The organism is Brevibacterium sp. HMSC063G07 (genome assembly GCF_001810665.1).
GTDB lineage: Bacteria > Actinomycetota > Actinomycetes > Actinomycetales > Brevibacteriaceae > Brevibacterium.
In genome coordinates, this window is sequence record NZ_KV802363.1 from 247,474 (window position 1) to 259,183 (window position 11,710).

Here is an 11,710-nt window from a genome sequence, read left to right on the forward strand (position 1 = left end):
ACTCGACTGCTGATGTTTGCTCTTGCCAGTGTTTCAGACGTGACGCAGACCCGCCGCTGCTTCCCGGCGCAGCCACGGCATCGCCTGGCTGAACTGGACGGCCCACAGCACGAACCAGCACCCCAGGAAGCCCGCGGTCAATCCCAGCCACGGGACGCTCAGCACCACGGATCCCACCAGCGCCAGTGAGCAGGTGACCACCAGCCACGCGACCAGAGCCACCGGAAGCAGCCCCATCCCGGCTGCGCACAGAGCTAGACAGAACGACTGCCACGCGACCAAGCGTGAGACCTGTACGGGGCTCATCCCCGACGCTCGCAGCGTAGTGTGCTCGCGCACCTGGTCGCGGCCGCTGAGCGCGATGACCGCCATGCTCGTCGCGATCGCCATCACGCAGAACAGCCCCGAGAGAAGAGCGACGTCGGTCAGATTCGGATCCTCCAGCGGGAAACCCGCCCGCGTCATCACGTCCAGGTAGGAGCCGGTCGCAGTGAAGATGACGCCCCCCAGCCCGATCGCTGCCGCCAACGGCGCGATCGTGTTCGCATTCATCGCCGCCTGCGCCCGGGCCGAGCGCGCCGCCACCTGTCCCACGGGGACACGGAAGAGACGCAGGACCCGGTGCGCGACGCTCAGGGCGACATGCACCAGAGCGGGTCCCGTCACGTACACCGCAGCGGCGCTCAACCCGCCGACCCACGTCGCCGCATTCACCATCGCCGTGGTCGACCGCCCGACCTGCGCAGGATCCAACGTCCGGGGGGTCGCGGCCGCCATCGCCACAGCACAGGCCAACAGCAAGCCTCCAATGAGCCACCGCCCCCACGCACGGCGGCTCCGAACAGCCGCGGACTCACGCATCGCTTCAACGGGCTCCACCAGAGCCGCACGATGCGCAGGCCAGGCAGCGCCCAGCAGACACGTCACCACCGAGAGCACCAGCGCCGCGCTACCCGCGACAGCGCTCGGCGCGAACAGCGGAGGAACGAAGTCACCGGTGCCGCCCGGAAAACTCGCACCGGCCATCTCGTTGAACCACGGCACCACAAGCGAACTCAGCACCGAGCCAAGCACCACCCCCGGAGCAGCCCCGACGAAGCTGGCCAGCACGACCAGCGCCCACAGGCAGGCGCGGACCTGCCGGGGTGAAGCTCCCATCAGCCGCCACTGGGCGAACGTGCTGCGGGTGCGCTCCACCGTCGCAGAACCCACCACCGTCAGAGAGCACACCGCGAGCAGCGCGATCACCGTGTAGATCGTCATCGAGACCATCGCGAACTCGCCGCCGTCGAGACCTGACCGCCGAGCCGCGTCCAAGAACTCGGTGGAACTGGTCCAGAGGAACTGATTCGTGCACGCCGTCACCAAGACCGTCACCGCGGCGACCACACCCATACTTGGCGCCCACCCGAACCAGTCGCTGCGGAGGATCAGCACCACATGACGCAGCATCACCGCGCCTCCCGCCCAAGCGCCGGTTGACGCATCCCGGCCAGCACCTGACCGGCGTCAAGCCCGGAGCCCACCCTCGTGATCGACCCGTCGCGCATGAACACCACCCGATCAGCACGGACAGCGGCATCCACGTCATGGGTTACCATCACCACCGTAATCCCTTCATCCGCGAGCTCCCGCAGAACCTCCAGGACATAGCGTGAATTGGCGCTGTCCAACGCGCCCGTCGGCTCATCGGCGAATACAACAGCGGGTCGGAGAAGCAGTACACGGCACAGCGCCACTCGTTGTTGCTCCCCGCCCGACAGCGCCCCCGCGGCTGATTCTGCCTTCGCCGCCAAGCCGAAACGTTCCAACAGCCGAGTAAGGACCCGGCGGTCGACCCGCCTGCCGGCCAGAGACAGCGGTAGGGCAACGTTCTCCTCGACGCTGAGGTAGCTCACAAGGTTGTACTGCTGGAACACAAACCCGACCCGAGACCGCAGAAACGTTGCCCGGGCCTGGCGAGACATCGCATAGAGGTCTCGCCCCTCGACCAGAACCTGACCCGCGGTAGGAGCGTCCAACCCGCTCAAGCAGTACATCAGCGACGTTTTTCCCGCGCCGCTGGCACCCACGATCGCCGTCAACGACCCCGGAGAGAACGCCACCGAACACTCCCTCAAGACCCAGTCGCCGCTGGCGGTCTGCCGTCCCACAGCAACAGCGCTCACCGAGCCAACATCGTTCGTCTGCACCCGTCACTCCTTTCGACACCAGCCCTCCGTCCGAAGGCCTCCAACAACCAAAGCCGTCTACCCAACCTCGTGTCACGCCAAGAGAAGGAATTGTCATCACCAGTGGACAGAACCAAAGCCCAGAGCCGCGCAGGCAGCCTACTGTTCGACTGCCATGCGTATCGCGCATCACAACGCCGGTGATGATCAGGTGTGTGCCAACTGTTGTCCCCGCCGTGTAACCAAATCTGTCGCTTACGCGGTCCAGTGAAGCCCCTTGCTCATACGTGGCAAGCATCAGCCGAATCTCGCTGGTCCATGGTGAGTGGTTGTGGAGGATGACACTGTGTTCTAGCAGGAGGCGAGCGAACCGCTCGTGTCCAAGGCCAACCTCGCGGGCCATGACTTTGAGGGACCCGTCGGCAGCGTAGGCAGCTTCCGCTCGTTGAAAAAGGTCTCCGGTGTTGAGGCCCGTGCCGTCGAGAGCGGATCGACTGGTGTACTCGCACCAGCTGGATCACCGGTGGGGCAAGGTTCTACAAACCTCCCGCTAGGCCCCTAAGTCAGATCCCGGAGCTTCGGCTCCGGGATTCTTTGTACCTTGTGGTTCTGGAACAAGGTCTGCAGTTGATGACGGTTCTCGCAGTTGAAACGACGATGGATGGCTGAGTAGAACGTGGAGTATGTAAGTCTCAAGGATGTGCAGTTCCCGTTGAGGGTGCGGTTGCGCGCGAATGTGTGGCCGCCGGCTTTCGTGATGGCGGTGGTGCTGTGGGTGCTATTCGTACCGATCATCCTGGGGCCACCGCCGTCGCTGTTCGAGTTGTTCGAAGAGCTGCGCATGCGGGCTCGTGGTGAGACACCGGAAGAACCGACCGTGCATGGGTGACGACATAGACTCGAACTGAAGGCAGATTCCCAGGAGGCACCGTGACGCTCACCATTCCCACCATCAACTTTGCCGATGGCACCCCCGTCCCGCTCGTCGGGCTTGGCACCTACTGTCTGCAGGGCAACCCTGGCGCCGACGCCGTTGCTGCAGCCCTCCAGCAGGGCTACCGTCTGCTCGACACCGCCGCTCAGTACAACAACGAAACTGCTGTCGGCGAGGGCATTCGTCGAAGCGGTGTGGCGCGCGATGAGGTGCTCATCACGACGAAGGTGGCTGGCGGCAGTCACGGTCGAGCAGCGACGCGCACCGCCGTCGACGAATCCCGTCGCCGCCTGGGCGTCGACACAATCGATATCGTGCTCATTCACTGGCCGAATCCGTCGCGCGGGCTCACTGTCGAGACGTGGGCGACCCTCGTGCAGCTGAAGGAGGAAGGAGTCATCACCCACATCGGTGTGTCAAACTTCCGTCCCGAGCAGCTCACCGAGCTGCACGATGCCACCGGGGTGTGGCCGGCGATGAACCAGATTCAACTCTCCCCCGCGCTGGCCCGCACTGAGGCTGTCCGCTTCCACGCTGAGCACGGCATCGTCACCGAGGCGTGGGGCCCGCTGGGCACGCGTGAAGGCCTGCTCGACCAGCTCGTCGTTCACAAGATCGCTGGCAAGCATGGCGTCGACCCCCGCCAGGTGGTGCTGAAGTGGATTGTTGACCGAGGCATCGTCGTGATTCCCAAGTCGAAAGATCCGCAGCGTCAGGCCTCCAATGCCACCTTCAATTTCGAGCTGGACGACGATGACCGCGCGCTGCTCGCCACGATTGATCTCGGGGAAGAACACGCCTGGGACAGCCGCGAGCACGAAGAATGGTGAGGTTCGTGACGAGTTTCACGCGCGGGCGGCTCGGTTACAGCACGTCCTGAACCCCGGTCTGACCGGACCTTCAGAGATAGCATCGCCCCGGTGGAACCGATCCATCGGGGCGATGTGTGTCAGAAGCTGAATGTGCCCTGTCCGTACTCTCGTTCAATCGTCTTGGGCACTTTTCTCTGATCGTCGGTCGGCTTAGGTAGCTCGTCCGGCGTGAACAGGTCTGACTCAACGATGGCTTCAAGAAGCTCCATCTGTTGTTCACCTAGTTCAACTGTTCTGGTGAGGACACGAAGCAGATCGAGAAGCTCGTCGTTCCACTCGTCTTCCCACTCAGTGGGCCGAATTCGGTCAAGTGGCGTTGCAGCTTTTCCTGCAGCACGACCGATCCCTTTTCTAGTGCGGGAACCCAACCACTTGCTCAGAACGTTCATTCCCGAAACGTTGAAGTCCCATACCTCCGGACGAACTCCCTTGATGAGCCCGGTTCCGATGTGGAGCTCCTGGGATGCGCGGTCGTAACTGATCGACTTCATCGACTCGGGAAGAGCCGTTACTGACTCTTCCCACGACAGCCCAGGAATTCTAGGCACCACGCCGACAGGCCGATCGTCACTGACGAAACGTTCGCCGTATGTCTGTAACCACAACAGTTCTTCACCAAGCACCACAGCACGGTCGAAGAGTTCTCGGCTCTTGGTCATCGGAACGCGAACTGGAGAGGATCCAAGCGGCTCCTGAAACATCTGGCTGTACCCATCGTGTGCGACCAAAGCGAAACAGTAGGCCAGCAAGTCTTCGGGTGAGACCTCTCGACCCAACCCGTCCTTCAGGTGCTCAAGGAGACCACTTGCGATATTGGGTTGAAGACACTCAGCGTCTCGATAGAGAGGGATGACGTCTTTACCTCCTCGATTGCAGTAACAGTGCAAATCGGGGACTGCGGTTGAAACCGTAGCCGCCGGACCATCGCTGATTCGTGCGGACCAGGGTGAAACCATGAACAACTGTTTGGGCGACAAGGATTGCCATAGAGCCGGGCTGTCTGTCTTTGCTAAACGAGGGTCATCAAAAGTCCATTGCCTGTCAAACGATCGCCAGCCAAGACGAACTAACGGTTGGTATTCAGCATCAACTGGAAGATCTGCGATCTTTGGTAGTGACGACACCTTCGTGAAAATGTTTCTACCAGTCTTTGAGGTGACAAACTTCTCGGCGCGTTTCGACGCTGACTCGTCAGCGAGAAGTTCTCGCCAACGTCGAGATAGCACGTTTCTTGAGGGGGCAACGGGCCAAAGACGGTTGTACTTGATCCCCGGTTGACCCCAAGGAAATAGATCCAGTAGCTGAACGTAATTGAACCAACCGTGAACGGCAGGTTCCGGGGCAAGTTTTTCGCCGTTGGGTGCAGACACCAGCGTCCATCCTTCATCGTCCGAGTGGAGACGATCGATTTTGTCCAGCTCCGCGAATTTTTCTTCACGTGTTCCATGAACGCGGCGATAGTAGACGTCCGCTGTCTTACTAGCCTTACCTGACTTCACAAGTGTGACAATCGCTACCGGAGACTGGATATCGAAGATATTTTCTTCTTTCCGAGCACCGCGTCCCTCGCCGCCGAGATCGATGACCCAGATGTCATTCGCAGTGTCGACTGCGAGTTTTCGTAACCCAACGAATGCGGGTCCATCCAACCACGACGACGCCGTGATGAACGAGATGACAGCTTGGTCTTCAGGGGCTTGCTGGAACGCCTTCCAGATAGCCCATCGCCAGAAGTACACGTACAGGTTGTACAACGATGCCTGGGCCGAGAAGATAACGCCATTCTCTTTTGCCGGATTAATCACATCGTCGAACAGCGGATCGTTGTTGGAGTCACCTGACTCAACCCATCCACCCATACCGGCAGTACCACGATCGTAGGGTGGATTACCAATCGCCACAGTGATCTTCTGCTCCGCCTTGATCTTCCGAGCTTTCTCGGCAGCTTCAGCCAGAATTCGCGCGTCACCGAACAGGCCTCTGCGTGTGGGCATGTGTGGATCCTCCAACGTGTCAGTGAGGTAGACGCCGATATCATTGTCTTGGAAGATCTGATTCACGTTGTGGACCAGGCGTTCACCGATACGCAAATGTGCGACCGCGAACGGACCTGGAAGGATTTCGAACGCCAGGAGGTTCTTCGTCAGATTGCGAGCCACTTGCTCAACGCCCGCCTTACCACGCTCATCATGGGCAACATCGCACGCTCGATCGATCACCGCCAGGGGGTAAGTGCCGCTACCGGCAGCAGGGTCGAGAGTGACAACTGATTTTGAACCAAAACCGAGTCTCTGTCTGAATCTACGGCGAAGGATGTCGTCAACGATCCTGACTTGGCAGTTCACCACACTTGTCGGGGTGTAGTAGACGCCAGACCTCTTGCGCGCCTCGGGATCGTACTTCCCCAAGAAGTCTTCGTAGAACCACAGCCATGCCTCACCACGCGAATCCTGGGCTGACCTGATTGCCTTGGTGTCCATGCTCGAAATCAGGCGAACGATCGCTTCCAATTCCGGGTTGATGTATTCGATGAGTTCAGGGATTCCAAGCACAGGCCCGAGCGCAGCAGCCAAGACATTGCGGTTCCCGATGCTGAGAGTGTCTTTCGCCTCCAGCAGTGTCACAATCCCGTCATGGTCTCGGTCAGCTTGCCCGGTGAGTCCGGCAATTGCCATCGAGTAGGCGATCACCTGTGCAACATCGCTGGAGAACTGTTCGGACGAGGTGGTCATGTGGACCGTCTGGTCCCACGCCTCTTTTGCTTCAAGCACCTCTCGACGTTTGTTCTCCAACCCTTCGTCAAGGCGGAGGCGCATGAACTTGGCCAAAGGAGCCAAGCGTGATGCAAGCTGGCTGACCCTCTTGATCGGGGTCGGTTTCGTCGCCACGAACAACTCCAACATTCGTTGAAGCTCACTCGGGTCCCACTTGTCAGGGCTGCCAATCGGAAGTGTCGCAGTCGAGATAACTGAGCCAGTTCGATAAAAGTATGCTTCTTCACCGTTCGACACGATTAATGCATCAAGCTCTGCGAGAAGCGACCACTGATCCTTCTCACGACCGCGCCACTTCTCTCCCACCAGGGTGTGTTCCGGAGCTTTCAACTCAACCCACCCGCATGGCCTCCCGTTCAAAGTCACGGCAAAATCCGGTCGAACGCCGTCCAAGTGTGCTTCACGGATCAGGCCCATGTCACCGATCCCAAACACTTCGGACAGAGCCTTGAACAGGTTGGACACCGGAACCGTCAGTTGAGCCTCTGGATCAGCAGCAATGCTGTGTCTCATAGCACTTTGAACCTGGGTCGAGTATTCCGAAGCTAGTTTCAGAATCTGTTCGCCATCGACGGCCATACCAACACCCCGCTGTCAAGTTGTTTGTTTATCAACCCATTATTGACAATTCGCTGATTGAAACGGTGGATCAGCACGCACTGCCCCTCGTCACAAGCCTTTGTTACTCGACGGTGGAGTCTTTCCGGATGACGAACTCGTGGGTAAGGAACTGGTCAGGGGACCTCTACGGTCACGTGAGGCGTAAGCCGCCGAACCACACCGCCGAACCACGCCGACCACTGTGAATCATCGACGTCTATTCTCTATCGACGTCTCCTTGAGAATCCTGGACACGTCAAAGCGTGTGACCAGTCCTTGGAGCTGGCCGGTCTTTTTGCCATCGGTCGTGATCAAGCAGGCAACAGGTCCATCGGCAGAGCCCAAATCACTGCAGACTTCGTGGACTGGTGTGGTGGGTTTGTAGAACTTCACCTTCTCGTTCTCCTCAGCACACTCCAAGACCTCTGCAACGGTGACTTTCTCAGCCATCAACACTCCGTCAATATCGATGTGTTTACTGAGCCAGCGCGCCATGGCATTGGTGGTGAACAAGCCGATGTACTGCCTACCGTCATAGACAGGCATCTGGGAGATGTTGTATTTGATGACCTCGGCAGCTGCATCGGCCAATGAATGAATGGAGGACAGCACATCAACGTCTTTGATCATGTGGTCCTTCACCTGCGGCGCCTGCCTGATCTGTTTCTCTAGGGTTTCGATCAACTCGACTGTGTCTTTACGCGGTATCGCAACAGGCATCCCCTGTTTGCGGTCACCGTGTTGAATCGCGTTACGGAGGTCTGCCAGCGTTTTCAGCATCCTGAAGTTCCTCCGGACAACCGGATCTTTCTGATCATAGGCAGTGCGTATTGCTTCACCGATGCCCTTAAACTCGCGGTTGTATCTTTTCGAGAGGATCTCCACGATCTCCTCGACAGCGGAAAGGAATCGATCAAGCAGCTCGGTTGGTTCGAGGGTTGGCGTCACAACATAACCTTTCGTCATTGACATTAAGTCATCTCATTATCCGAATTACGCACCTAAGCGCTCGACCAGTGGGGATCCGTCTGGATCAGTGAGTGTTCGGGTCTTGGCCAAACCCGTATCTCGTACCCTCTAGCGCCGCAGTTCATGTGACACCTGATGTCGTGGTAGTCCCTCTTCTAAAGGAGGGTGTAAGTCGATAGCGTCTAAGCAGACACTTATGAGCGTTCGAGGGAGGCCCCGCCAATGCCAGCCGACAACATCCCTAAGTCTTGGGACTTATTCAATGAGTTTTTGGAGGGGCTGGACGATCGTCGTCAAGAAGAAATTCGAGGTGCATTCCCACGGTTCCAGGCACGCTATCGTGCTGCGCGAAGTATGAAGATCGAGCTCGATGGTTATGTCACCGAGGACACGCCTTCAGGTTATGTGGCAATTATTCGCTGCGGGATGGCCTACTCGGTGCTCGAATCGCTGGAGAAGGCGATCAATGGATACACGAAGATAGCCAAACGCGAACCAGACCACCCTCAACGGAGAGTTCGAGTTGAGTCGCCGGAGATTGCGAACTACTACAGGGCCGACGGGAGTAAGCGGCTGCGGGACGCCATGAACAAGCACCTTGACAGCAACAAGTTGGTTGCGAAGCTCACAGAGCTAGAGGCTTCTGGCGATGATGTGACCCCGTTGGCTGCAGGGATTCGTCACCTCGCTTTCCATGGAGTCTTCACGCCCGGAACAATTGGGTACAAACGCATGGGGAAGAACGCCAGCGTCGCAAAGCTCATGGACCAGTTGCCCGCGGTGATACTGGACGCGACGGATGACCATTTCACTACCTGGTGCGCATTGATTAAAGCTCACGCTTGAACCCGGAGATATTCCACCACCGCTGTGGGTTTCGGCTGCGCCGATGATCCTGGGGCCCCGTCGTTGTTATTCGCCGGGAAGAAGCGCAGACTTCTGACCCCGCTCGGGGAGGTGCCATGAAAGACCTCGTCCGCCATCGTCCCGTTGTCGCTTTCTTCGCGTTGGCATACCTCGGATCGTGGTTGGGATGGTCGCCGTGGTGGCTCTCGGAGAGTGGCATTGGGGTTCTGCCGTTCAGGATGCCGTTTGCGCTTATTGCTCTTGTCAACCAGGTTGGCCTTTGTGCGGGTCCCTTCGCCGCAGCACTCATTGTGACTCGGGTTCTCAAGGGACCAGGAAGCACGCGGGCATTCCTCGCTCGAGCCTTATCGTTTCGGGGCCGGCCTACCCCGTATGTGGTCGCGCTTGTTGTGGTGCCGCTCGCTGTCGCAGTGCCCTACCTCTTTCTGGAAGCCGAAGTTGGTGTCGAAGGACTGACGGTCTCGACACTCGTGACCACCCTTGTTACGTACCTCGTCTACCTCGCGGGAGGCCCGCTCCAAGAGGAGCCGGGATGGCGCGGCTTCGCGCTTCCTCGCATGCAGGAGTCGATGCATCCGCTCGTGGCGGCTGTCGGCCTCGGAACAGTCCACACCCTTTGGCACGCCCCACTGTTCCTCACCGATGAGTGGGACACCGCACGTTCCGATGCGGGTCAGTTCGTCGCCTATTTGCTGCTCGTCGTAGCACTTTCGATCGTGCTGTCTTGGGTGTTCAACACTTCCGGCGGCAGTTCAATCCCGGCAATACTGGCCCATAACTCTCTCAACTGGGGACTGCTGTTGGCGGGGAATCTGCTTGGTTCCCCGATCGTGAATACGTGGCCGGCAGCGGTTGCTCTGACGGTGCTCGCAGCAGTGATCCTGGGCTTCACGCGTGGGCGGCTCGGTTACAGCACGCCCTGACCCCGATGCTCACTGTGCTAAGACGGTGATCACCAGAGCGATTGTCGCCAAGACGAGCAGAGCGACCACGCCCATGAACACCATGCCTCCGGGATGGCCGATGTTGACGGTGAGCCCGATGCCGTTGCGCTTCTCGACCCAAACCCGCGGGTCTTGGCGGTTTTCATAGAATATGCCCCACCTCCACAGGTGGTCGTCATCGGGTGACTGGGGGCCGGATTCTTTCGGTGCTGCTGTCAGTGCGCGGTGGTGGCAGAAGCTGTCGATTATGAGCCAGATGATCGGAACCGAACTGGCAGCCGTCAACGCCCAGATAGCCCACGAGATTCTGGAAGGTTCGAGTTCGATGACTGGTGCGAAAGCCACGACGCTCATCAGGATTGCAGAGGCGAGTGTGAGCGCTGCCAGCGTGCGCTGCACGGTCTTCCCTCTTGCCCGCTGTAACTCCTGGGCAGCCTTGGGGCGTCCGTCCGGAAAATGGGTTTGCTGACGTCGACTCAGAATGACGCACACCATCACCATCACGAGGGTGCTGCCAAGGGAAATCAAGGGCAGCAAGAGCGCGCTGACCCCGCTGATCGCCATCACGATGACCGTGGCAAGAGAAATGCCGACGGCGAAGATGAGTACGGGCCACAGCGGCTTGGCTGGCTGCCCGGGTGTGACTGACGGTGATGCCTGAACGGATACGTCGTCATACCACCCCTGTTGTGCCTTGGCTGTCATGATCGGTTTTCGGCACACGGCGAACGCAAATATCGTCCAGCAGACATAGCCCAACAGGATTAGCACGCTCAGTTCCGGCAGTTTCCAGGCTGCGACCATGCCAGCGGCCGCCACGAGTCCGCCAACTACAACCCAGAGTCTGTACCGACGGACTGCGCCGCGTACAGCAGGGTCATTGACACGATCGCTGGGAACGCTCACTCCCAACGGGACCGTGGGGCGTGACATCTGCGGTGTTGCCGCTGAAACCGCCATCGTCAAGCCCAAACACGCGAGCATTATGACCATCATCCAGATATCCACTGATCCTCCTCCGGCACGTTCAGGGATCCGACCCGTGGACGTCCGTTTCTCCGCGGACCACGCGGGGTGACCTGAGCTTGGCCTACCATCTGCGCGGAAAATCTGTGCCATAGACCCTAGTACAGATGGCACAAAAGGGCTGGCGGTCCGCGGACTGCCGAAAGGGTGGAAAGCGAACGGCCGGCCGGGCTTTCGCCCGACCGGCCAGGAGAGAGTCAGTGCAGGAACTCCTGCGCTTTGCTTAGATTCGGCGACCAGAAATGATTACGGCCACTCCACCGACTGCAAGCAGTGCGATGCCAGCAAGCCCAACTGCCAGACCGGTCGCACCGGTGCGCGGCAGGCTGCCGGATGCGGAGGAGCTGGGCTTCGTGCCGTTGTCCTGAGAACCTGAAGTTCCCGAGGTGCCGGGCTTGTCAGCTCCAGGAGCTTCCGCACCGGGCTTCTGGTCTTGAGGGTCCTTGGCTTCCGGCTTGCCCTTGTCGTTTTCGCCTGCTTCAGGAGCCTCTTCGGGGTCCTTAGCGTCCGGTTCGTTCCCTTCGGGGTCCTTGGCTTCAGGGTCCTTAGCCTC

Annotated in this window: 10 protein-coding genes and 1 pseudogene; 5 read left to right on the forward strand and 6 right to left on the reverse strand. The window is 59.4% G+C overall.

The genetic code is table 11. The annotated features are described in order from the left end of the window. Window positions 1-33: 33 nt before the first annotated feature. Together HMPREF2757_RS09755 and HMPREF2757_RS09760 are read right to left on the reverse strand one after the other, a co-directional pair. Window positions 34-1,452: an ABC transporter permease gene (locus HMPREF2757_RS09755; protein WP_070576045.1), complete on the reverse strand. Its 1,419-nt coding sequence runs from the start codon at window positions 1,450-1,452 to the stop codon at window positions 34-36. Further along, window positions 1,452-2,192: an ABC transporter ATP-binding protein gene (locus HMPREF2757_RS09760; protein ID WP_070576049.1), complete on the reverse strand. Its 741-nt coding sequence runs from the start codon at window positions 2,190-2,192 to the stop codon at window positions 1,452-1,454. The genes HMPREF2757_RS09755 and HMPREF2757_RS09760 overlap by 1 nt, the downstream gene beginning before the upstream one ends. 655 nt (window positions 2,193-2,847) lie before the next feature. Between HMPREF2757_RS09760 and HMPREF2757_RS09765 the strand changes: the two genes are divergently transcribed. Together HMPREF2757_RS09765 and HMPREF2757_RS09770 are read left to right on the forward strand one after the other, a co-directional pair. Continuing rightward, window positions 2,848-3,060: a hypothetical protein gene (locus HMPREF2757_RS09765; RefSeq protein WP_070576052.1), complete on the forward strand. Its 213-nt coding sequence runs from the start codon at window positions 2,848-2,850 to the stop codon at window positions 3,058-3,060. 41 nt (window positions 3,061-3,101) lie between these two features. After that, a complete protein-coding gene (locus tag HMPREF2757_RS09770; RefSeq protein ID WP_070576055.1) occupies window positions 3,102-3,935 on the forward strand; it encodes an aldo/keto reductase in 834 nt (277 codons plus the stop codon). Window positions 3,936-4,054: 119 nt separating this feature from the next. Here HMPREF2757_RS09770 and HMPREF2757_RS11940 read toward each other — a convergent pair whose 3' ends face one another. Together HMPREF2757_RS11940 and HMPREF2757_RS09780 are read right to left on the reverse strand one after the other, a co-directional pair. Continuing rightward, window positions 4,055-7,330, reverse strand: coding sequence for a type ISP restriction/modification enzyme (locus HMPREF2757_RS11940; RefSeq protein ID WP_070576058.1), 3,276 nt, complete (start codon window positions 7,328-7,330; stop codon window positions 4,055-4,057). Window positions 7,331-7,558: 228 nt separating this feature from the next. Then, a complete protein-coding gene (locus tag HMPREF2757_RS09780) occupies window positions 7,559-8,299 on the reverse strand; it encodes a CBS domain-containing protein (protein ID WP_070776642.1) in 741 nt (246 codons plus the stop codon). A 243-nt stretch (window positions 8,300-8,542) separates the two neighbouring features. Between HMPREF2757_RS09780 and HMPREF2757_RS09785 the strand changes: the two genes are divergently transcribed. Together HMPREF2757_RS09785 and HMPREF2757_RS09790 are read left to right on the forward strand one after the other, a co-directional pair. Next, window positions 8,543-9,166: a hypothetical protein gene (locus HMPREF2757_RS09785; protein WP_070576063.1), complete on the forward strand. Its 624-nt coding sequence runs from the start codon at window positions 8,543-8,545 to the stop codon at window positions 9,164-9,166. Between the two features lie 116 nt (window positions 9,167-9,282). Next, window positions 9,283-10,110 carry a CPBP family intramembrane glutamic endopeptidase gene (locus tag HMPREF2757_RS09790; RefSeq protein WP_070576066.1) on the forward strand — a complete coding sequence of 276 codons (828 nt, stop codon included), beginning with the start codon at window positions 9,283-9,285 and terminating at the stop codon, window positions 10,108-10,110. A gap of 9 nt (window positions 10,111-10,119) precedes the next feature. Here the strand turns inward: HMPREF2757_RS09790 and HMPREF2757_RS09795 are convergent, their stop codons facing one another. After that, window positions 10,120-10,836: a DUF5808 domain-containing protein gene (locus tag HMPREF2757_RS09795; RefSeq protein ID WP_141750247.1), complete on the reverse strand. Its 717-nt coding sequence runs from the start codon at window positions 10,834-10,836 to the stop codon at window positions 10,120-10,122. A gap of 175 nt (window positions 10,837-11,011) precedes the next feature. Between HMPREF2757_RS09795 and HMPREF2757_RS11750 the strand changes: the two genes are divergently transcribed. Continuing rightward, the gene (locus tag HMPREF2757_RS11750) at window positions 11,012-11,209 is read left to right on the forward strand and encodes a hypothetical protein (RefSeq protein WP_141750248.1); all 198 of its coding nucleotides are present in this window, start codon (window positions 11,012-11,014) and stop codon (window positions 11,207-11,209) included. 171 nt (window positions 11,210-11,380) lie between these two features. Here the strand turns inward: HMPREF2757_RS11750 and HMPREF2757_RS09800 are convergent. Next, window positions 11,381-11,710, reverse strand: a pseudogene (locus tag HMPREF2757_RS09800) (cell surface protein); the annotation flags it as partial.